This is a genomic window from Actinoplanes couchii, assembly GCF_016862075.1.
Lineage (GTDB): Bacteria > Actinomycetota > Actinomycetes > Mycobacteriales > Micromonosporaceae > Actinoplanes > Actinoplanes couchii.
Genome location: NZ_BOMG01000006.1, coordinates 12786 through 34758, shown reverse-complemented (window position 1 = coordinate 34758; position 21973 = coordinate 12786). Strand labels below are relative to the sequence as shown.

The 21973-nt window shown below is 71.0% G+C and carries 12 protein-coding genes; 6 read left to right on the top strand and 6 right to left on the bottom strand.

The window, feature by feature from the left end:
* Window positions 1–33 precede the first annotated feature (33 nt).
* Together Aco03nite_RS52525 and Aco03nite_RS01255 are read right to left on the bottom strand one after the other, a co-directional pair.
* A complete protein-coding gene (locus Aco03nite_RS52525; RefSeq protein ID WP_239144829.1) occupies window positions 34–4254 on the bottom strand; it encodes a polymorphic toxin-type HINT domain-containing protein in 4221 nt (1406 codons plus the stop codon).
* Between the two features lie 14 nt (window positions 4255–4268).
* Window positions 4269–5411 carry a hypothetical protein gene (locus tag Aco03nite_RS01255; protein ID WP_203792681.1) on the bottom strand — a complete coding sequence of 381 codons (1143 nt, stop codon included), beginning with the start codon at window positions 5409–5411 and terminating at the stop codon, window positions 4269–4271.
* Window positions 5412–5816: 405 nt separating this feature from the next.
* Here Aco03nite_RS01255 and Aco03nite_RS01250 point away from each other — a divergent pair, with 405 nt between their 5' ends.
* The gene (locus Aco03nite_RS01250) at window positions 5817–8189 is read left to right on the top strand and encodes a ricin-type beta-trefoil lectin domain protein (protein WP_203792680.1); all 2373 of its coding nucleotides are present in this window, start codon (window positions 5817–5819) and stop codon (window positions 8187–8189) included.
* A gap of 25 nt (window positions 8190–8214) precedes the next feature.
* On the opposite strand, the gene Aco03nite_RS01245 is transcribed toward Aco03nite_RS01250, so the two are convergent.
* Window positions 8215–9642: a flavin-containing monooxygenase gene (locus Aco03nite_RS01245; protein WP_239144839.1), complete on the bottom strand. Its 1428-nt coding sequence runs from the start codon at window positions 9640–9642 to the stop codon at window positions 8215–8217.
* A gap of 8 nt (window positions 9643–9650) precedes the next feature.
* Window positions 9651–11303: an FAD-dependent oxidoreductase gene (locus Aco03nite_RS01240; protein WP_203792678.1), complete on the bottom strand. Its 1653-nt coding sequence runs from the start codon at window positions 11301–11303 to the stop codon at window positions 9651–9653.
* Between the two features lie 88 nt (window positions 11304–11391).
* On the opposite strand from Aco03nite_RS01240, the gene Aco03nite_RS01235 reads away from it, so the two are divergent.
* The gene (locus Aco03nite_RS01235) at window positions 11392–12180 is read left to right on the top strand and encodes an alpha/beta fold hydrolase (RefSeq protein ID WP_203792677.1); all 789 of its coding nucleotides are present in this window, start codon (window positions 11392–11394) and stop codon (window positions 12178–12180) included.
* Here the strand turns inward: Aco03nite_RS01235 and Aco03nite_RS01230 are convergent.
* Window positions 12143–13411 carry an HEXXH motif domain-containing protein gene (locus tag Aco03nite_RS01230; RefSeq protein ID WP_203792676.1) on the bottom strand — a complete coding sequence of 423 codons (1269 nt, stop codon included), beginning with the start codon at window positions 13409–13411 and terminating at the stop codon, window positions 12143–12145. The genes Aco03nite_RS01235 and Aco03nite_RS01230 overlap by 38 nt on opposite strands.
* A 162-nt stretch (window positions 13412–13573) precedes the next feature.
* Here Aco03nite_RS01230 and Aco03nite_RS01225 point away from each other — a divergent pair, with 162 nt between their 5' ends.
* The 4 genes from Aco03nite_RS01225 (at window position 13574) to Aco03nite_RS01210 (ending at window position 19804) form a co-directional block, all read left to right on the top strand.
* The gene (locus Aco03nite_RS01225; RefSeq protein ID WP_203792675.1) at window positions 13574–13774 is read left to right on the top strand and encodes a hypothetical protein; all 201 of its coding nucleotides are present in this window, start codon (window positions 13574–13576) and stop codon (window positions 13772–13774) included.
* Between the two features lie 14 nt (window positions 13775–13788).
* Window positions 13789–17499 carry an FxSxx-COOH system tetratricopeptide repeat protein gene (fxsT, locus tag Aco03nite_RS01220; RefSeq protein WP_203792674.1) on the top strand — a complete coding sequence of 1237 codons (3711 nt, stop codon included), beginning with the start codon at window positions 13789–13791 and terminating at the stop codon, window positions 17497–17499.
* Window positions 17500–17567: 68 nt separating this feature from the next.
* Window positions 17568–18614, top strand: coding sequence for a hypothetical protein (locus tag Aco03nite_RS01215; RefSeq protein WP_203792673.1), 1047 nt, complete (start codon window positions 17568–17570; stop codon window positions 18612–18614).
* The gene (locus Aco03nite_RS01210) at window positions 18602–19804 is read left to right on the top strand and encodes a cation:proton antiporter (RefSeq protein WP_203792672.1); all 1203 of its coding nucleotides are present in this window, start codon (window positions 18602–18604) and stop codon (window positions 19802–19804) included. Before Aco03nite_RS01215 ends, Aco03nite_RS01210 begins: the two co-directional genes overlap by 13 nt.
* On the opposite strand, the gene Aco03nite_RS01205 is transcribed toward Aco03nite_RS01210, so the two are convergent.
* Window positions 19735–21909 carry an ATP-binding protein gene (locus tag Aco03nite_RS01205; RefSeq protein WP_203792671.1) on the bottom strand — a complete coding sequence of 725 codons (2175 nt, stop codon included), beginning with the start codon at window positions 21907–21909 and terminating at the stop codon, window positions 19735–19737. The two genes, Aco03nite_RS01210 and Aco03nite_RS01205, sit on opposite strands and share 70 nt — an antisense overlap.
* Window positions 21910–21973: the final 64 nt, after the last annotated feature.

The window sequence follows — 21973 nt, the reverse complement described above, 5'->3', positions numbered from 1 at the left end:
CCCCCGCACCCTATCGACCCGCTGCGGATCACCTTATGTCAATCCTTCCCGCAGCTTGGCCCAGTTGGGTTCCGGGAATTCGTTCTTCTTGAGCATCTTGCCCTGCCAATAGAAGTCGATCTCATCCCATTTCCGGTCGTCGTCATCGTGTGGAAGGCGGATCCGGTTTCCGAGTTTCAGCATCTCCCACGCCGTTCCGTTTCCGCTTCCCGCCGCGATCTTCCAGGTGCCGGCGAAGGGCATTCCTCGTCGATAGGCGTTGGCGAAGGCTTCCTCCGGGGTGTCTCCCGGAAGACCGTCCAGCGTGACGCTCAGCTTCATGCCGGAGTCACCGATCACTTCCTCCACCTTCTCCATCCACAACGGCCGGCCACTGATTCCCGGGACGCCGTACTTGGCTTTGTTGTTGAAGGTGTGCGCCGACGGGTCACCCGCTTTCCGGAGTGCTTCCGCCAGGTCGTCCGAATGGGGATTTACCCCCAGCACGACGTGACAGTTGTGCACGAGAACGGATGCGCTGCCGGCCCGTACGTAAAAGGTGTGGATGTCGGCGACGGTGAGGTTGTGGACTCGGGCCTCGGCACCGCGGTGACGGATCGCCGAGATCTGGACGAACGTTCCGGCGCTGGTACGCAACCACTGCCCGGGGGCGAGATCCTCGGCGTCGACCCACTCCGCCAGGTCGGCCACCCAGAACGGGTGGTTGTGGGTGGCGGTGATGGTGCCGGTGTCGACGACGATGTCGACGAGCTTCTTGTCACCGGAGCCGGAGATGGTGGCGGTGACCGGCTTGGCGAGGGTCGTCCCGGTGATCGGGTCGGTGGCCAGGACCTGATCGCCGGCCGTCAGCTCCTCGATCGGCCGGGCGGTGCCGTCCGCCATCACCACGCGGGTGCCGGGCACGAAGCTGTTGCGCCGGATGTCGCAGCTCTCGTCGTCGCGGTCCTTCTTCTTCTTCAGCCGGCGGGCGAGGGCGACGAGTTCGTCACGGCGCTTCTTGGCGTCCTTGACCTTCTGGAAGAACTTGACGATCTTCGGAATCGCCTTGGCGATCTTGTAGCCGGCGCGGACGGCTTTGATGCCGCCGAGCAGGCCCGCCACGCTCCAGAGACAGGCCTCGACATTGCCGTCCCGGAAGCAGCCGACCAGGTCGCCGGCTCCGGAGAGTTCCCAGAGCAGGTCAGCGGCCTCGGCCTGGAGGAAGTCGAGGATGCTGAGCCCGGAGTCGCCGTGTGCCTGTCGCAACTCCGCCTGTTGTTCGGGTGTGAGGTACTGCAGCAGGTCCGGGTCGAGTGGGTCGAGGGGGTCGCCGGCCGCGGCGTCGGCGATGGCCTGGGCCTGTCGCTGGCGTTCGGCCTCCTCGGCGCGGTCGGCGGCCTTCTGGGCGTCGACCGCGTGCTGCAGCGCCGCGCCTGCCGCCTGGGCGGCGCTGTCCGCGTGACGTTGCGCGCCGTCGGCCGCGGAACGGGCCTCGGCGGCGTCGGTCTCGGCATCGGTTGCGGCCTGGCGGGCCGCTGCGGCGTCGGCTTCGGCGGCGGTGGCTGCCCGGTCGGCGCGGTCGGCGTCGTTCTGGGCGTCCTGGGCGCTGCGGCCGGCGGCATTGGCGTCGCTGGCGGCGGCGTTGGCGGCGGCACGGGCCGCGGTGGCGTCGGCACGGGCCTGGGCGTCGTGCCGGGCGGCGTTGGCGGCGGCGAGACGGGCGGCCGCGCCCTCGGCGGCGGCTTGGGCGGCGGCCTGTTTGGCCACGGCCGCGGACTGCGCGGCGTCAGCGGCCGACCGGGCGGCCTTGGCGGCCTCCTGGTAGGCGGGCCGGACGTGGGTCTCGGCCCGCTCGGCGGCCTCACCGGCGAGCCTGGCCGCTTCGAGCGCCTCGGCCGCGCGAGTGGCGGCGGCGGCGGTCTGCTCCGCACCGATGATCCGGGCCTGCTCAGCGACGCGGACCACGAAGTCGGCGTCGATGTCGCTGCCGGTGAACGGGCGCACCATCGCGATGGCGGTATCGGCGGGGTCGGCGATCCCGGCCGCCGACATCGCCGCCGCCCGGGAGGCGGCCACCGCGTCGTCGGCCTGGGCACTGGCGGCCACCGCCTCGGTGGTCGCCGCCTGCGCCTCGTCACGGGTCCGGTCCGCGGCCCGCAACGACTTACCGGCCTCGTCGTTGGCCTGGGACGCCAGCCGTTGTGCGGTGTTGGCAGCGGCAGCGGCCTTGACCTGCTGGGCGGTCGCCTGCGCGGCCTTGGAGTCGGCCAGGACCCGGGCAGCATGAGTCGCGCGGGCGCCGGACTCGGCCTTGTCCGCTGCCGCGTCGGCGGCCTGTGCCGCGGCCTGGGCCTTCTCAGCGGCGGCCTGAGCCTGATCGGCGGCGGACTGCGCCTGCGTCGCGGCGGCCCGGGAGTTCGCGGCCGCGCCGGTGGCGGTGTTCGCGGCGGCGCGAGCGGAGCGTGCGGCGTTCCCCGCGGTGGTGGCTTCCCGGCCGGCGAGGTCGGCCTGTTCCTGTGCTTCGCGCTTCTCGGCCTCGGTGTCCGCGGACGCCACGGCGGCACGCATCGCCTGCGCCTTCGCCTTGGCCGTCTGCTCCTCACGCTCGGCGGCGTTCGCCGCGTCGCGGGCCTGCCTGGCGACGGCCTCCTGCTGCCATGCCCGGTCGTCGGCGGCCCCGGCTGCCTTGGTGGCCGTTTCGGCTCTGGTCAGCGACTGGTTGGCGATCGCGGCCTGCCGATCAGCCTCACCACGCGCGGTGGAAGCGATGGCGGCCTGCCGTTCGGCTTCGGCGCGGTGGCGTTCGGCGTTGGCGCGCTCGTCCTCGGCGATCTTGCGCTGCCGGGCGGCCTCGGCGGCCTGTTCCTCGGCGATCCTGCGCTGCTGGGCGACCTTCGCCGCTTCGGTGGCGGCTTTGCGTTCGGCGGCCTCGGCCTGCTCGCGGGCGGCCTTGGCGCGCACCGCCGCGGTCTTGGCGGCAGCGGCCTGCTTCTCGGCGGCGGTGGCGAGTTTCGCGGCCGCGGCGGCGTGTTCCACCGCGTGCTGGTGCCAGGTGATCGCCTGCTGCTCGCGGGCTTCGGCCTGCGCCTGGGCGCCCTGGGCGTTGTTCGTGGCGATGGTCGCGTCGATGGCGTGCACGGCGGTCTGGGTCGCGTGGTCCGCGGCGGTGGCCGCCTCGTTCATGCCCTGGGTGATCCGGGCCCACTCGATGCCGTACTCCAGGCCGGTCTCGACCAGCACATCGGTGGCCAGCGTGGCCTTCGCGGCCGCGACCCGGGTCTGCTCCGCGGCGTTGCGCACCCGCTGCTGTTCGGCGGCGGCCAGATCCTTGACCGTGCTCAACTGGTTGCGTTTGACCGCGACGGTGGCGGTGCCGGTGATGATCCGCTGGGCCTCGCGGGCGTTGTTGGACGCCCCGCCCATGGCGTTGGCAACCTGCATCAGCGCCTTCACGGCCTCGCCGTGCGCGATCATCAGCTGCCGGCGGGCCTCGTTGGCCCGCGCCGAACGCTTCGCCAGATCGGTCAGCGCCTCGGCTGCCTTGTCCGCCTCCTCCAGGTCCCGGAGGTGCTGTTCCCACGCGGCGGCATCCGCGTTCGCCGCCGTCAGGTAACCGGTCTTCAGGAACGTGGCGATCGCCGTGTCACCACCGGCCAGCGCGGTCTCGGCGGCCCGTTTGACGTGCGACGCCTCCGGCGCGCCGGTCGCGATCGTCTGCACCCGCTGGCGGAGTTCCGCGGCCCGTTCCAGGGTCCGTTTCGCGGTCTGCTCGTCCCGGTCCCGGGCGATGCGGGCGCCGTAGGCCAGGAACAACACCCGGTCGTACGCCGAACCGGCCAGCACCCGGTCCACCTCGGCGTTGAAGTAGCCGCCGGCGGCACCGGTGCCCTTCATCGCCTTGACCTTGGCCAGGTTGTCGGCGGCCTCCTTGTACTTACGGTCGGTGACCTGCTGGTCCAGGACCGGCATGTCCTCCATGACGAACTTCATGATGATCGCGTTGTCACCGGTGGCCAGCGCGGCCACCGCGGCGTCCCGGATCTCCGGCTCCTCGGCGGACTCGGCGGTGTCGGCGACCCACTGCCGCCACCGTTCGTCCATCTCCGGCACGCCCTCGCTGCCGTCCCACGGATCGGTCACCAGCGGCGGGATCGGGATCTCCGCGAGCCGGGACGCCTTCTCCGCGACCGGGCGCGGTCCGGCCAGCGCCGGCGGCACGTGCACCATCGTCACGACCAGCGCGGCCGCCAGCGACATCAGCGTCGCCGAACGCACTCGTTTCCGCAGATTCATTTCGCCGGCCCGTCGCCGGGCGTGCCGATGCCGGTCACGACACCCGATTCCTGCATGCGCAGCTCACCGGCGAGCGCTTCCTCGTGACGGCCGGCCCAGAAGGCGGCCCGGGCGGCGGCGTTGTCCCGCTCGACCTGCCACTGCTGCGCGGTGGCCTGCGCCGAACCGGCGGCGGACTCCCAGTTCGGGTTGCCGGCCGCCGCGGCGGCCGCGTCCAGCGCGATCTGCCGCCAGTGCGCCGCCTGCTCGACGGCGACCCGCTCGGCTTCGGCCCACGTGCCGAGCAGCGGCTCGGCCTGGTCGCCTACGAGTTCCCAGGCGCGGGCGGCGGCGGCCAGTTTCTGTGCTCTCGCCTCGCCGGCGGCGGCCAGCGCGGCCTGCTCGGCGTTACGGGCGTTGGTCTCCAGCTGGGTCAGGTTCGACCGGCCCACCATGTCGGCGTCGGCGCAGCGCACCTTCAGGATCTCCAGGTCCACCGCGGCCGCGGCGGCCCAGTCGTAGGCGAAGAACTCCACCACGTCCGCGTCGGAGCCGTCGGCGCGCACCGCGTGACCGGCGGCGGCCCGCACGTTCATCCCCGGGTCGGTGTCCCGCAACCCGGCCACGAACGCCCGGTCCTCGGCCCGCAACGCGGCGGCCTGTTCGCCGACGGCCTCCCGGGCCACCCGGTCACGCTGCTTGGCCTCGGCGTACCCGGTCTTCGCGAAGGCGTCCAGCGCCGCCGCGCCCCGCGACAGCGCGAACTGTGCGGCGGCGTGCACCTCGGGCGCGAACTCCGGCGTGTGCGTGGCCAGGATCCGCTCGGCGAAATCGGCGTTGGCGGCGTTGAGCTCCCGCGAGTAGCTCACCGCGAACGGCATCTCCGACTTCAGGAATCGCGCCACCGCCGCCTTCACCAGGCGCGCCTCGACGGTGATCGCGTTACGGGCCGCGACCCGCACCAGCGCCCGCGTGTCGTACAGCGCCAGATAGGTCACGTAGGTCAGGTCGGCCGCCGCCGGATCAACCGCCGCGGCAGCCGTCACCACTGACGGCGGCGCGGATGCCCACGCCGGTACCGGGCCCACGGTCAGCAGGCCCGGAACTGTTACCAGGGCAGCCAGAAAAACGGCCCCACGGGCCGCTGGTCGAGAATTCATTCAATTATCCCCCGTGATTCACAGAAGCCCGCCGAGAAGCGCACGCCACGGATCCCCGCACCCTGAACAGGTAGCACCTGACAGGTCGGACAGCAGGGATGGTGGCGACGGGATCGACGACGGCAAACATGCTTCATTCATGTTCGCCGAATCCTGAGTGCATCTAACACGACCGCGGACCGCCCTGCCACCCCGTCCCGATCAACCTGAGAAACCCATTTCATTGATTGTTACAACCATGAATAATCGATTAACAGCGCGTCGAAAGGTTATTGACGCCCATCCACAGGTTCCGTACCGTTCGCGCTTCCGGGCCGAGAACACCACTGCGTTCTCGCATGCCATCGCCGTCCTCTTCCACATCGGCGGCACCAGCACGTCCACTCACTGACCAACGGGGATTTCATGCACACTTCCACCGGGCGACCACACGCCCTCCGCGGACTGTTCGTCGCGGCCACCGCCTCGGTCCTGGTGACCCTGATCACCGGCCCGGCCGCCGCGGTGACACCGAGCCCGATCCCGTCGCCGGCGGCCACCACCTCACCGGGAGCGCCGAAGACGGCCACCCGCCAGGCCGCGCCGGCCGACCCGTCCCCGGCCGGCGTCCCTGCCGCGGAGACCAGGGCCCTCGCCGACGCCGATCCGATCGAGGACGACGGGCTTCCCACCGGCATCCCGGACAAGATCAAAGCCGCCCGGGAGATCGGCATCGAGCCCGGCAACGACTGGCTCAACCAGACCGACCGCAACTTCGTGTTCAAGATCTGGCAGCACACCGCCGAACAGCCGCTGATCCGCAACGCCGCCGAGCTGGCACTGTCCGCCCCGGACAGCACCATCGACTGGGTCTGCAAGTCGTTCATCCTGCAGGGCATCTTCGACGCCAAGGTCGCCGACGACGCCAAACAGATCAGCGACGAGACCGCCGCCCGGCAGGCCCGCGACCTCAAACGCGCCGCCTACGCCGCCGCCAAGGTGCCGCTCGACGCGGCCGGCGAGATGCTGGTCTACCCCGAACACCAGGTCATTGCCGAGATCATCACCAAGGCTCCCGGCCCGCGTGTGAAGGCGGCCGCCACCACCGCGTACAACGGCACCGCCGAAGAACGTCACGCCTTCCTCGTCACCGGTGTCCAGACCGCCGCCGACCAGGACGTCCAGGACGAGATCATCGCCGCCGAGACCAAGGGCAAGGCCGAGCAGGAGCGCATCGCCCGCGAGGGCACCCTGCTCTCCGCCGCCGCCGTCCTCGGTGTGCTGGCCGACGCGGGCAAACTCGCCATGACCGACGACAACTTCGTCCGCTGGATCTGGGACCTCACCGACGGCGACACCCGCCGCACCGAGATCGCCACCGCCGCCCGCACCGCGGTCCGCAACAGCGACCCCGCCGCCTGGCGCGCCTTCATCGAGACCGGCATCTACACCGCCAACAAGGCCGACCGCGCCCGTCTGGAGGCCGAGGCCGAAGCCAACGACCGCCGCAACGCCGAGAGCATCCGGGCCACGGCCCGCACCGACGGCTTCGACAACCTCGTCACCGCCGCCACCTGGGCCCTGGCCGTGGCCGGCCCCGACGCCGTCAACGACTTCGTCCGCAACGGCCGCAACCGCGTCGCCGCGGACACCCTCAACCGGCCCAGCCGCCAGTCCTGGCAGTGGCGCAACCAGAACTCCGAGAAATGCCTGGCCGCCGCCAATGACAGCCTCACCAACGGCAGCCTGCTGGTCCAGGCCAACTGCGCTGACAACGACCGGCAGCGGTGGATGGCCATGCGCGTCTTCAACACCCCGGACCGCTACCGCATCGTCAACGCCTACGACCGCACCAAGTGCGCCGCGCTCTCCGAGCGGACCGCCGCCAACAACATCCGCTTCGCCATCGCCACCTGCTCCATCACCGAGGTCGCCGACCAGTCGTTCAAGTACACCAAGAGCGGCGAGAACTACACCTGGATCAACGGTTTCGCCGCCCGGGCCATCACCGTCCAGAACGCCAGCCGCGACCACGGCGCCGTCACCCTCACCTTCGACGCCAACGGCGGCACCAACCAGCTGTGGCACGCCACCAACACCCGGCTCCTGGCCAACCAGGAACTCGGTGAGGCGAAGTTCCTGACCTTCCACAACGGATACGCCACCCGGGTGCAGGGTGACGGCAACGTGGTGCTGACCATGGGCGGTCAGCCGCTCTGGAGCACCAAGACCACCGCCGGCGTCCGGCTGATCAACCAAGTCGACGGCAACCTGGTGCTGCGCAAGTCCGACGGCGTCGCGATCTGGTCGTCCAACACCCACACCAAGGGGCCCAGCACCCTCCGGATGCAGAACGACGGCAACCTGGTGCTGTACCGCAACAGCGACGGCGCGGTCACCTGGAGCACCGCGACCTACGACCACCAGGTGGTCAGCCGCTGGAACAGCAAGTGCATCAACATTCCGAGTACGACGTTCGCCGAAAGCACCCAGCTGGAGATGCGCACCTGCAGCAGCACCAGCACGTTCCAGAGATGGCAGTACGACCTGGACACCAAGCGCTTCATCACGTTCAACGGCAAGTGCATGGACGCGCGGGGCTCGGGCACGGCCAGTGGCACGGTGCTGCAGATCTACACCTGCAACACCTCCACGGCCCAGAAGTTCCAGTACTACACGGACAACTCCTATCGCAACGTGAACTCGGGACTCTGCATCGACATCCCGAGCAGCAACCGCAACGACGGCGCCAAGCTCACCACCTGGACCTGCAACGGCGGTACCAACCAGAAGTGGTGACCGGTTGACCGGCGGCGGGACCGGATCACCCTCCGGTCCCGCCGCGCGGCAGGAAGTCGGCGGGGTTCAGGTCCGCGGTCCGCCGGGCGTATTCCCGGGCCGAGCCGGGCCAGTTGGTGACGATGCGGCCGGCGGCGGTGCGGTACCAGGACTGGCAGGCCGTCCAGACGCTGGTGGACAGGCGGGACTGGATCTCGCTGTCGTAGGCGGCGGCCACCTCCCGGCGTACGTCCAAGATGTCGCCGGCCGCGACCCGGCGCACCGCCTGCGCGATCCAGCGGGCCTGGGCCTCGTGGAAGTAGATGACCGAGGTGTTGCCGGTGTTGGTGTTCGGGCCGTAGACCAGGAACATGTTGGGGAATCCGGGGACGGCCAGGCCCAGGTAGGCGTGGGCGCCCTCGCTCCAGACGTCCGCCAGGAGCGTGCCGTCCCGGCCGGTGATGCGCATCGGGGCCAGGAACTCGGTGGCGGCGAAACCGGTGCCGTAGATCAGGGTGTCGCACGGGTGGTCGGTGCCGTCGGCGGTGCGGACGCCGTCCGGGGTCACCGCGATGATCTTCTCGGTGACCAGGGCGACGTCGGGCCGGGCCAGCGCCGGCAGCCACGCGTTGGTGAACAGCAGCCGTTTACAGCCGATCGGCTCGTCCGGCGTGACCTTCGCCCGTAACTCGGGGTCGCGGACCTGCCAGCGACGCTGGGCCCACGAATAGCCGCGGACCAGCGCGTTCACCGGGCGGTTGCCGGCCAGCGCCGCACCGGGCACCAGCGTCAGACCCCAGGTGGCCAGGCGGGACAGCTTCATCAGCGCGGGGATCCGGCGGTTCGCGGCCCGGCGCAGACGCCCGTACCGGCGGTCCGGTTTGGGCACCGTCCACGGGGCGGTCCGCTGGAAGACGGTGATGTGGGCGGCCTTCCCGGCGATCGACGGGACCAGCTGGATGGCGCTGGCGCCGGTGCCGATCACGGCGATCCGCTTGCCGTCGATCGGGACTTCCGGCGTCCAGTGGGCGGTGTGGACGGCCACGCCGTTGAAGGATTCGATGCCGGGCAGGGCCGGGATGGACGGCCGGGACAGTTGGCCGACGGCGGGTATCAGCACGTCGGCCTGCAGTATTTCGCCGCCAACGAGCGAAATGCCCCAACTGCCGTCAGCCCAGACCGCACTCGCCACTTCGGCGTCATACCGCACCCTTATGCCCGTTTTTTCGGCATATCCGCGAAGATAAGCGAGAATCTCGCCGTGTGGCGGATACCGACGTGACCAATCCGGATTCAGGGCGAAAGAAAGAGAATAGAGCGGCGCCGGTACGTCGCACGCACACCCCGGATACGAATTGTCCCGCCAGACCCCGCCGGAGGAAGAGGCCTTCTCCAGGATCACGATGTCGTCGAAACCAGCCTTGAGCAGCGCGTCCGCCGCGGCGATCCCACCGAACCCGGCCCCGATGATCACCACCCTGGTCACGGCCGCCTCCCGATGGTCAGCCGCAGTGCCCCGGGCGCCGCAGCGGGCACCACCGGATCCCGGGGCGCCACCGGATCGACAGAGACGAATCCCGATGCGGGCCTGGGATCAGCATCGCCCCTGTTGGGCCAGAGCGCCACCGCCCGCTCGGCCAGCGCGGTGATGGTCAGCGAGGGATTGACGCCGAGGTTCGCCGCGACGGTCGAGCCGTCGATGACGTGCAACCCCGGATGACCGAACAGCCGGTGGTACGGGTCGACCACGCCCTGCTCCGGGGTGGCCCCGATCGCGCAGCCGCCGATGAAGTGCCCGGTGACCGGCCGTCCGATCAGTTCGGTGAACGCGCCGGTGGGCACCCCGTCGATCCGCTCGGCGACCCGGCGGGCCACGTCGTGGGCGGCCGGCACCCACACCGGGTTGGGTTCGCCGATGCCGGGACGGCTGCTCAGCCGCCGCCCGAACAGTCCGCGCCGGGTGTGCACGGTGATCGAGTTGTCGAGCGGCTGCATGGCGAGCAGGACGACGGTCTCCCGGGACCAGTGGCGCGGCCAGACGTACAGCCGCAGATCTTTTCCGGCCTTGACCAGGGTTTTCAGTGCGGTCAGCCAGCGCGGGCGGCCCTCGTCGACCAGGACCGTGGCGAGCAGGGCGAGCAGGTTGCTGCCGGGGCCGTACCGGACCGGTTCGACGTGGGTGACCGGGTCGGGGTGGATCGACGAGGTGATCGCGACGCCGTGCGTGAAGTCGCGGTCGGTGCGGCGGGTGCGGGCGCCGAGGATGGATTCCGAGTTGGTACGGCTCAACTCCCCGAGCCGTGGCGACACGTGCGGCAGCAGTCCGCGGTCGCGCATCCGGTGCAGCAGCCGCTGGGTGCCGAGGGCCCCGCCGGCGAACACGACCTGCTCCGCGGTGAACGTCCGCCGGCGCGTCCCGACCAGGTAGCCGCCGTCGTCTCGGGCGCGGACCGAGGTCACCGTGGTCCGCTCGTGCACCACGGCGCCGGCCTTCTCGGCCAGGTAGAGATAGTTCTTGACCAGCGTGTTCTTGGCGTTGTTGCGGCATCCGGTCATGCACGAGCCGCACAGTGTGCAGGTGCGCCGGTCCGGCCCGGCGCCACCGAAGAAGGGGTCCGGCACGTCGGCGCCCGGCGACGGGCCGAACAGCACGCCGACCGGGGTGGGCCGGAACGTGTGCCCGGCGCCCATCTCGTCGGCGACCGCCCGCAGCGCCTCGTCGGAGGCGGTCAGCACCGGGTTCGGTGTCACCCCGAGCATGCGTTTCGCCTGGTCGTAGTAGGGCGCCAGCTCGGTCTTCCAGTCGGTGACGCCAGCCCACTGCGGGTCGGCGAAGAAGGTGTCCGGCGGCTCGTAGAGGGTGCACGCGTACCCGAGCGATCCCCCGCCGACCCCGGCGCCCGACATGATCATCACGTCGCGCAGCAGGGTGAGACGCAGGATGCCGTAACAGCCGAGCGCGGGCGCCCAGAGGTAGTCACGCAGTCGCCAGGACGTCTTGGCGAACTGCTCGTCGGTGAATCTGCGGCCCGCTTCCAGAACGCCGACGCGATAGCCCTTCTCGGTCAGGCGCAACGCGGTGACGCTGCCGCCGAACCCGGAGCCGATGACGAGGACGTCGTAGTCGTACGACATCGCCGTACCATCACACCGTTATTGGCAACATGTCAACAACGCGTTTCCGGGTCTTGCGGCAGGAGCGAAGAAGACCCATAAAGGATTCATGACCGAGCTTGCGTACGATCGCCGCGGCACCGGATCCCCCCTGGTCCTGCTGCACGGGCTGGGCAGCAGCCGCCAGGTGTGGGCCCCGATCCTGGACGCCGCCGCCCGCGACCGCGACGTGATCGCCCTCGACCTGCCCGGCTTCGGACAGTCGCCGTGGCCGGGCGGGGACGGCTCGGTCCCCTGGTTCGCCGACCGAGTCGAGTCGTTCCTGGACGGTCTCGGCGTCGGCCGGTTCGCGGTGGCCGGCAGCTCGATGGGCGGCGGCATCGCCCTGGAACTGGGCCGCCGCGGCCGGGCCGAATCGGTCACCGCGTTCGCGCCGATCGGTTTCTGGTCATCCGCCGGCCGCCGCTGGTGCCAGTCCGTGGTGACCGCGGCCCGGGCCGCCGCGGCCCGCCTGGACAGCCGGTTGCCGCGGATCATGGCGTCCCCGGCCGGCCGCGCCGCGTTCTGCTCGCTCTTCTACGCCCGCCCCCGCCGACTGGACCCGGCCGACTGCGTGGCGGCGGCCCGGGCACTGGCCACCGCCCCCGGTTTCGCCGCGGCCCGCGACGCCTTCACGCGCCTACCCGTTCCCTTCTTGTCAGAAGCCACCATCACCATCGCCTGGGGTACGCGGGACATGGTCCTGCCGTTCGCCCAGTCCCACCGGGCGCGCGCCCTGCTGCCCACCGCCCGCCACGTCACCCTGCACGGCTGCGGCCACCTACCCTTCGCCGACGACCCGGCCGCCTGCGCCCGGTTGATCACCGGCCCGCCCACCGGGCCCGATGATCCGCGTTGAGGCGGGTGGCCTCGGCCAGTGCCCCGCCGGGTAACCGATCCGCAGCCCAACCGGCCAACCGCCCGGTCATCGCGGTCACGAACCGCCGGCCCACCGCGGTGAGCCGCCCGGATTCCAGCAGGTCGGCGCAGACCTCTGCGGCGGCCATCCGCCAGCGGGCATATTCGATCAACGCCTCGCCGCCCAGCCGCCGGCCTTCCCGTCGCCAGAATCCGGCGACCACCAGATGGGCGTAAGCGCCCTGGAGCATTCCTGACAACGGCCGGGGATCGTCACGCCACGGCACGTACCGCACCTCATCGGCTGACATGTCGACCAGTTCGAAGAGGTCCATCACCGCGGACAGTTTGAGGTGCCCGAGTTCGTGCAGCAGGGTGGCGGCGGTGGTCTGCGGGTCGGTCGGCAGGGAGACCGCCAGGCATCCGGAGGCATGCCGGTAGGTCCCGCTCACGTGCCCCGACTCCACCGGGGGCAACGGGAACAGGGTCCGGATCGCGGCACGGACATCGACCGCCCCGGCCGGGTGGTACCGGACCAGATGCTCCCACCCGGCTTCGATCCGCTTGTGCCAGCCGGGCAACCGGTCCGGCCCGATCAGCGGCTCGGCATCCGGGCCGAGGGTGTGCGGGTCGTCGACGGCGAGCGTCCACCGCCACCGGCCGGCGCCGAGTTCGAGGCGGTCGGCCGGCAGCCAGTCCGGGGAGTCGATCCCGGCACCGGCCAGCGGGTAGACGCGACCGTTCACCCGGAGCACCCCGGCCGGGGCGTCCACCCGGATCCGCTGGTCGCCGTCTACCGCGTCCAGTCGCAGGAATCCCAGCGACGGCAACGGCAGGCCACGCGGATGCAGTTCCCCGGCGGGCAGGACGAGGTCGGCGCCGGTCCCGCCCCGGATCGCCGCGGCCAGCGCCACCAGCCCGAGCCGGCCGGGACTCGCGGCGCCGCCGTCCGGGAGGAGCATCCGGGCCAGGGTGTGCATCGCCCAGTGCGCCACCGAAGGGTGGGCGAGCACCTCGGCGCCAGCGGGCGGGGAACGGCGCAGCATGCCGTACGCCGCGTCGATCGAGGCCGCGCGGGGATGCGACAGGCGGACCGCGGTGTCCCGGAGCGCGCGGATCAGAAGGGCATTCTTACTGCGCTGGGTATTGATCAAGAATGTGAGCGCCGCCCCGCCGTCGCCACGGGCCAGCCTGACCAGGAAGTCCTCCGGCATCGTGTGCCGGATCAGCAAATGATCATGTGAACCGAAGCCGCCCCGAGATCCATCATCAGTTGTCCACACATTGACAGATACTAGTGCGGTAGCGAATTCCCGACCGGATCACGCATAGGGCTGATGAGGGCGGATACAGTGAGCTCCACGGGACTGGCCACACATACTGGCGGGCGGAAAATGGGCGACGAAGGCGAATTGATCTCGGATCTGATCGACGTCTCCGGGTCCGACGGGGTGATCGATCTGGTCGACCGGACTGCGCTACAGGATTCCCTGCGGAGGCTTATCGCCGAAACCCGGAGTGGAAACTCGGAATATAGCGGATTTCAGAACTTCATTCCCGGCGTGCCCACATCGGCACGTCCCGTCGACGAATGATCGCGGATCGGCAAATGATCGATACAGATGTCACCGGAACCGCCCCGGGCAGGGCGGCCGTCGTCTCGTTCGTGGCGGCGGATCATCGGTCCGGCCGGACCAGCGTGGTCGCCAACGTCGCCTGGTCGCTCGCGGCCCGCGGCAACCGCGTCCTGATCCTGGACTGGGATCTACGTGGCACCCGGATCCACGAGTACCTGCGCCCGTTCCTGGTGGACGAGGCCCTCGACGACGAGGTGATCAGCCGGCTCGGCGCCGACCTGACGCGCGCGATCACGACCGCCTTCGGCGCCGCCGCGGAGTTCCGGCACTACCTGCCCGGTGGGCTGGCGGCTGTGCCCCGGCTGGACGTCGTGGTTCCGGCACCGGGCCGTCCGCCGGGCGGCCCGGACGAGCTGGCCCGGTTCACCCGGCTGCGTGCCTATCTGACCTCGTCGGAGTACGACTACGTGCTCCTGGACGGGCAACCCGGCGAGACTGGGACGGTGGTCCGAGATGCCCTGATCGCCGATCGGGTGGTGCTCTGCTTCGCCTCCCAGGACAACGCCGCCCGGGAAGCCGCCGGTCTGGCGGTCGCCGTGGCCCGGGACAGTCCGCTCGGGGCGCGGATCCTCGCCGTGCCGTCGTATCTGGACACCGAGTTCCCGCTCGCCCCGGAAGAGCAGGCCGAACAGTGCGGGGCGGTCATCCGGACCGCATTGCGGGCCGGCAATGTCCGGGTCGGCGACGAGACGGTCCGAGTGGTGCCGGTGCCGTTCCGCACCCCGGACGCGGTGCTCGTCCCGGTCGTCTACGCGCCGGACGACGAGCCGGAAGTGCTGGCCGCCTACCGGGCTCTGGTCGAGGCGGTGAGCGACGGCGCCGTCACCGAACTGGCGCCCACCTCCGAACGACTCCGCGACCAGTACCGCGACTACCTGCGCCGGCACACCGGCGCGCAGTCCGGCGACAGCAAGCCGATCGAGATTCTCTACTGCTCGCTGGACCGCCCGTGGGCCGACTGGGCCGCCGGCCAGTTGCGCGCCGCCGGCCTGAACGCCCAGCTGCATTGCGTGGAGACCGGCCTGCGGACGGTTTCGCCCGGTTCGGTGGTGGTGGCCGGACGGGGCCGCCCGCTGGACGGGGCCGGGCTCACCGCCGGCCAGATGGCCGAGCTGGTCCTGCTGCGAGTGACCGACGAAGCGGTTCCGGTGCCCGGCGTGCCCGACGTGGACCTGACCGGCTGCTCACACGCGCAGGCCCGGCTGCGGCTGCTGGCAACCCTGGCAACCTCCGGCGAGCTGCCACCGGGCGGCACCGGACGGCTGCCGTCGGACCGGCCGGCCGGCGTCGTCGGGCTGCCATCCCAGGATCCCGGCACGGTCCACCGGGTCCGAGAGACCGAGCAGCTCCGCGACCTGCTGCCCTCCGGGGTGCCGGCCCGGGCCTGGTTGTCCGGTCCCCCAGCGGCCGGCCGGACCGGGCTGGCCGTCGCCTACGCCAGCGAGTTCGGGTACGAGTACTCGCTGATCTGGCACGTCCCCGCGCACGACCGGCCATCGGCGAAAGCCTCGCTGTCCCGCCTGGCCGAGCGGATCGGCGTGCTCATCGACGACGAGGACCGCCCCACGGCAGTGCTCCAGCAGGTGGCCGCCGGATACCAGCCGTCACTGCTGATCTACGACGACGTCTCCGACCCGGCAACGGTCGAGGGGTTGCTCCCGGAGCCGGGCACGGGCCACGTCCTGCTGGTCAGGGACGCCGGTGGAGCACCGGACGAGAGCGTCGAGGTCGGCCCACTGACCCGGGACGAGGCCCGCGAACTACTCCGCGACAACCTCGGTGAGCACAGCGCCGGACGGCTCGACGCCCTATTGGACGCGGTCGGCGCCCAGCCGCTCAACCTGCGCCTGACCATCGGGTGCATCCGTGCGGCGACCGGGCTGCTGCGTGCCCGGGGGCTGCACGGCACCGAGGCCGCGGAGAAGGCCGCCCAGCTGTTTCTCAGCGCGCTCACCGCCCGTGAGCCGGGGAAGCAGCGGACCGACCGGTTGCGAAGCGTGGCCGGCTCGTTCCTCAGCCTGCTGGACAGCTACCCCGGCGGCCGGTTGGTGGCGGCGTTCGCGCTGATGTGCGCGCATCTCGCGCCGGACGGCGTCTCACTGCGGCTGCTCCGCAGCACCCCGTTCCTCACCGGGCTGATCAGCGCGGCCGGAGAGTCCGCCGACGACCTGGCCGGGGACGCCACCGAAATCGAGGTGGTGATGCACTCCGGCCAGCGGTTCGAACTGTTCCGGATCGACCGGGTCGGCGAACCCCGGCTGCGCATGCATCCGATCATGCAGCAGGCCCTGCTCGCCGTGGCCGGGCCGGAACGCGCGGAGCGGGCCCGCCGGCTCACCATGCAGGCGCTGGCGGCATGGGCACCGAACGACGCCGAGTTCCTGGCCGGTGACCGGGAGCCGGACCTGCGAGAGATCGGCCGGCACGTCCTCGGCCTGGGCGCCCTCGACGAACTGGATTCGACCCCGGTCCGTCGCCTGCTGGTGCTGCACCTCGCCATGCTCGCCAAGGACGGCCGGCCCGATCAGCTCCGGGCCGGGCTCGCGGTCGCCGAGCACCTCCAGCGGACCTGGCCGGACCGGACCGATCCGCTGGTCCGGCGGCTGGCGGTGCACCACGCCGACCTGCTCCGCTCACTCGGTGACAACGCCGGATCCCTCGCGGTCGACGTGGCGGCACACGGCGAGGAACCGGAACAACCGGCCCGGCTCCAACTGCGGGCGGCGGTCAACCGGCGCGGTGTGGCAGGCGACCTGCGCGGCATCGGCGCTTTCGACCGGGCGCTCACCGAGGATCGGGCCACCTACCGGGCGATGCGGGCGATGCTGGGCCAGGAGCACGAGCAGACCCTGCGTACCCGGCACAACCTCGCACTCTCCAACTATTTCGCCGGTTTTCAGGAGGGCGCCCGCAATCTGGAGACGGAGACCTTCCGGATCCGCCGAGGGCTGTCCGAGAACGATTTCCTCACCTGGTGGTGCGCCATCGACCTGGCCGTCTATCAGCGGGCGACCGGGGACTTCGCCGGCGCCCGGCGCCTGCTGGCGGAGGCGGAGACGAGGCTGACGAACCTCCGCGGCGCCGGCGACCCGTTGACGATCCGGGCGAAGGCCGCGCTCGCGGTGACCGAACGGCGCCTCGGCAAATATCCGGAAGCCCGGTTACGGAGTGGACAGGCGCTGGCCGCCTACCAGCGGACGGCCGGTGAGCAGAGCCTGGTCACCCAGGGGGCCCGGCTGAGCCTGGCGGTCGACCTCTCCTACACCGGCGACATGCCTGCCGCACTGGCGGCGGCGGAGACCGCGCTGGCCGCGATCCGGGGACTGCTGCTGCCGGACCATCCGTTCGTGGCGGTCGCCGAGATGACCGCGGCCGGGCTGTTCCGGCGGGCCGGGCGGACGATGCCGGCGCTGGAGACGGCCGGCGAGGCGGTGCGGCTGCTGGCCGATCGACTCCGGCCCGGCCACCCATGGCTGATAGCGGCCCGGATCAACCAGGCCAACGCACTTCTGGACAGCGGGGAGCGGGACCAGGCGGCGGCGGTGCTGGGCGAGGCGGCCGAGGCGGCCGAACTTCTGCCGGAGGGGCACCCATATCTCGCGATCTTGCAGAATAATTCGATGGTCCTCGATGGCGGGAATGGCAGCCCCGTGGACGTGGACGTCGAGATCGAGTCGACATGAGAACGGATGACGGGCGTACGGACGACGAGGTCCCGCGCCTCCCTGTGACGGGAGCGGAGGAACCGGTCATGGAACCGGGATGGAGCGAGATCCTCGATCGCATCAACGCGCGCGCCGCGGTCGGCGCGCGATGGCACGAACCGACCGGTGCCCGGATAGTCGACCGGGATGACAACGCCGACGCGGTGGAGGTGTGCATCCGGACACTGGAACAGGCGACGGCCCTCGGGCACATCGCCCGGTACACCTTCGGCTCGCCGGACTACACCGTCGATCTGCTCGCCCAGCGTGCCGAGGGGCCGGACGACGCGCTGCTCAACGACGTCAACGAGGCCGGGCGCAACCTCTACGACTACATGCTCCGGTTCAACGACGAGCTGTCCGGCCTGCGTACCGGCGCTCTGATCCGGTTCTTCCTCAGCGCGGAGCTCGGGACCGTGCACTGGTACGAGGTGACCGACGCCCAGCACCTGATCGCGGTCTCGTTCGCCCCCTCCGCCGAGTCGAGCCGGACCGTGCCCGCGGACCGGATCGCCATCGACCAGGAGGTCACCCGGCTGGCCAACCGGCTCCGGCGGTCGCTGAGCCAGCAACCGGTCGACTACGGCGGCTGGCTGGCCGCCGAGTCCAAGCCCGACGATCCCCCGCCTCCGGTGGCGGCCACCGGCACCGGTACCGGCCGGGTCGACCCGCACGTGGCCGGGCGGCTCGCCCCGGTCGCGGCCCGGTGCGCGGAGGCGCTCGACCTGTCCGCTCTGCACTACGCCGCCGTGTACCACCGGGACGAGCAGGTCGCCGCCGCCGACATCCTGGGCCATCCGGGTCTGCACCGGTTCGATTTCGGCACCAACCCGGAGTTCCGGCGGGCCGGATACGGCAGGCTCGGCCCGCGCCTGGGCGAATACGCGCGGGATCTGACCGCGATGCTGTACCGGGTGTCCGGCCGGCGCATCACCTACTTCGTGCTGGACGTGGCCCGCGGCGCGGTCTTCTTTCACCGGCTACGGCCACGCACCCACCTGGTGGCGGTCACCCTCGACCAGGACCGGGTGGTCGAGGCCGAGCGCGAGGTGCTCGCCCTGGCCGGGCGACTGGCGGATCAGTGGACCACGTGATCCGGGTGGTCCGCGGGCCGTCGTGGCCGCGGATCGCGCCGGTGGTGCGCATCCTCACCTTCGCCGGTGTCGCCGCGCTCGGCTGGGCCACCGGCGCCGGGCTCGATCTGCGGGTGGCCGAGTCGGGTGGCGTCTACGCACACGTGGTCACCGGACTACTCGCGGTCGGGCTGGTTGCCTCGGTCCAGGGCATCGATCTGGCCGATGCCCGCCGGCACCGGTCCACGGTGGCCGTCGCGGTCACCGTCGGCGTGCTGGTCAAGGCGGCGCTCATCGGGGGCGTCATGGTGGCGGTGTACCGGGATCCGGCGTACCTGATCCTGGGGGTGGCGGTCGCCCAGATCGATCCGCTCTCGTTCGCCGCCATCGGCAAGCGCGGCGACATGTCCTCGCGGGCGCGGACCGTGCTGGCGGCGTGGGCCGCCTTCGACGACCCGGTGACCGTGCTGCTGACCGTCTATGCCGTCGGCTGGCTGACCGGCGCCACCGGCCATCTCGGTGGCTTCGCCGGCGACCTGGCGGTCAACCTGCTGCTGGCCGGGGTCGCCTGGGCGCTCTGGCGGTTCAGCCGCCGTCTTCCGGCCGGGAGACCGCGAACCACTTTCGAGTACGCGTTACTGGCCACCGTGACCGCGCTGGCCGTCTGGCAGGTGCTGATGCTCGGCCTGGCACTCGTGGCCCTGTTCCTGCGCCCGCTGCCGGACCGTGTGCTGGACCTGATGTCCCGGACCGCCCTCCAGCTCGCGGTCTTCGCCCTGGGACTGCTGCTGGTTCCGGGCATCGACGTCGGTGCCGGCATCGTGTTGGGAACCGCCGCCTACACCGCGCAGATCGTCGTCGGTTCCCTGGTGGCCGCCCGGTTCCCCCGGCGCGACCGGCACGACATCGCGCTGGGCCAGCAGAGCGGGATCACGGCGGTGCTGCTGGCGCTGCTGCTGGAGCAGACCCTGCCGGGCACGGTGGCGATCGTCGCGCCGGCGATCATCACGGTGAACGTGCTGCACGCGCTGGCCGGCGCTCTGCCCCGGGATCGCCCGGTGCCCGCCGCGCCGCCCGGTCCCCCGCCACCCGAGCCGGCACCGGCGACACCGCCCCGGCCACCGGGCCGGTCCTCGCCTGTTCAGCCTGTCGTGAAGCCGGTCAGCACCTCGGCTTTGACCCGAGCCGACAAGGAGACCAGGGCGTCCTGAATCGCGGCCATGCTCTCGTCCGCCGACGCGTCGGAGAGTTGGGCGACGAGCCAGCCGATGTCGGATTTCGCGACCAGCGCGATCTGGGTGTCGAACGTCGCCACCAGATCGTCCAGCCGCTGCCATGAGCCGGCCGCCGGCTGACCGTCCGGATCGTTGCGGACCACGGCGTACCAGTCCACCACCTCGGAGCGGAACGCCTCGGTGAGCACCCGGATCAGCACCGACTGCCCGGTCGCCCGGCTCGCCCGGCCACGTGGCAGCATCGCGTTGACCTGGCGCCGGGCGATGATCCCGGCCGGCCCACCGTCGAAGGTCCGGCGGAACACGCCGGCCAGCGGGCCGTCCACGCCGACCGTGCCGATCACGTCGTCGAAGAGTGCCGCCACCGGCACGGGCAGGCCGGTCCGGTCGTCGACCGGGAGCGCCACCGTCTCGGTTCCGGGTCGATCACCGACCCGCCGTTCGATGGCGTCGAGCCGCTCCCCGGTGGAGTCCCGGAAGGCGTCCATGCTGCCGCTGAGCTGATGCACGATCTCCAACACGTTGGACTGCTGCCGGATCAGCCGGGTGACCCGGCTCAGCAGCAGGCCGCCCTGATCACCGCCGGTGGACCGTTCCAGGCGGACCTCCATGCCCTTGATCGCCGCCGCGAAACGGTCCATGAAATGCAGCCGGTCGTAGACGATCGGGTCCTGTTCGGAGGTCAGGCGCAGCTCCGTGACGAAACTCTGCGGCACATGGCCGCCGAACACCACCAGCACCTGCCGGTCCGGCCGGAACAGGCGGGACACCTGGACCTGCAGATCCGCGCGCTGCCCGGCGTCGAGGCCGTCCTGCCGGGCCAGCACCGCGATCCCGGCGCCCTCGGCGCCGATGGCGATCCAGTAGTCGACAGGCGTGCCGTTGAGGAACCGGTTGCGGATCGTCTCCAGACCGCTGGCGAGCAGCACCTCCTGGATCTCGGTGTGCATCCGTTCGGTGCTGGGAGCGTAGAGCTCCTCCTGCGCGACGGCACGGATCATCGGGCCGTTGACCGGGCCGTCCTGTTCCCGGGCCCGCGCGTACAGGTGGTAGCAGAGTGACACGATGCGGCGCGGGGATCCGTCGGTCACGTCGACGACGTACCCGACGGTCTCGGGGGTGAACGGGAAGAGATCGTCCGAGCCCTGCCGCATCCGGATGTAGGCCTCGGCGTCCGCGGCGGTCAGCGGCTGCATGCCGATCCGCCTGGTGATCCGGGCGCCGACATCGTCCCGTAGCTCACGCAGGAAGTCCGGCAGGCCGGCCAGGACCAGGAACGCGCCGGCCGACTCGAAGACCTGCATGAGGTGCTTGAACGCCGACTGGGCCTCGTCGTTGTGATCGTTCTCGCGATGACCGGCCGCCGACAGCAACTGGTCGAGTTCGTCGACCACCACCATGAAATGGAAGGAGCGATAGCCGATCAGCAGGGCGAAGACACCCATCGCCTCCAGCGCGGTCTGCTCGGAACCCACGATGGCGAAGGTGATTCCGCGCTCCTGCAGGATCCGATCCGGGACCTTGCCCTGGAACCACTCCCAGACGGCGTCCTCGAACCCGTTGCGCAACAGCAGGGTCAGCGCCGATCCGAACGCCTTGTTCTCGGTGACCTGACTGAGGCGCTGCTGCACCTCCTCCAGCAGGGATATCTCCGCGAGGTTGAGTTCCCGGACCACTTCCACCGGGTCGGCCTCACCGGCACGCAGTCTCCGGACCAGCTCCGCGAAGAACTCGGAGTCGCCCAGATCGTTTGCCACCACCTCGGCGTAGAAGTGGCGCACCCGGCTCAGCACCAGGTCACGCTGCTCGTTGAGTTTGTAGGCGAACGCCCGGTACAGATCGACGAAGGTGCCGGCCGGGGCGTTCAGGTAGACCTGTTCGACGGCGGGGCCACCACGCTTGCGGGCCGTGCTCATCAGGTGGTTGACGAGGTGGGTCTTGCCGGTGCCGTAGTCGCCGATCACCGCCAGCACCCTGCCGGGCGGTGTGTCGGCACCCGATCCGGTCACGCCGTCCGCTGCGAGATAGCCCTCCAGCTCCGCGACCGCGCGCTGGAGGGCCGGGGTGGGTATGGTCGCCACGTCACCTGTTCGAGGTGATATCCGGGCCACCGCGGTGGGCGGGTAGGGATTCGTCCCACTGAAA

Coding starts and splice junctions, on each gene's coding strand:
- Aco03nite_RS01215 (WP_203792673.1), top strand. CDS start 17,568: ATGGAACCGGGATGGAGCGAGATCCTCGATCGCATCAACGCGCGCGCC.
- fxsT (WP_203792674.1), top strand. CDS start 13,789: ATGATCGATACAGATGTCACCGGAACCGCCCCGGGCAGGGCGGCCGTC.
- Aco03nite_RS01235 (WP_203792677.1), top strand. CDS start 11,392: ATGACCGAGCTTGCGTACGATCGCCGCGGCACCGGATCCCCCCTGGTC.
- Aco03nite_RS01240 (WP_203792678.1), bottom strand. CDS start 11,303: ATGTCGTACGACTACGACGTCCTCGTCATCGGCTCCGGGTTCGGCGGC.
- Aco03nite_RS01250 (WP_203792680.1), top strand. CDS start 5,817: ATGCACACTTCCACCGGGCGACCACACGCCCTCCGCGGACTGTTCGTC.
- Aco03nite_RS01225 (WP_203792675.1), top strand. CDS start 13,574: ATGGGCGACGAAGGCGAATTGATCTCGGATCTGATCGACGTCTCCGGG.
- Aco03nite_RS01255 (WP_203792681.1), bottom strand. CDS start 5,411: ATGAATTCTCGACCAGCGGCCCGTGGGGCCGTTTTTCTGGCTGCCCTG.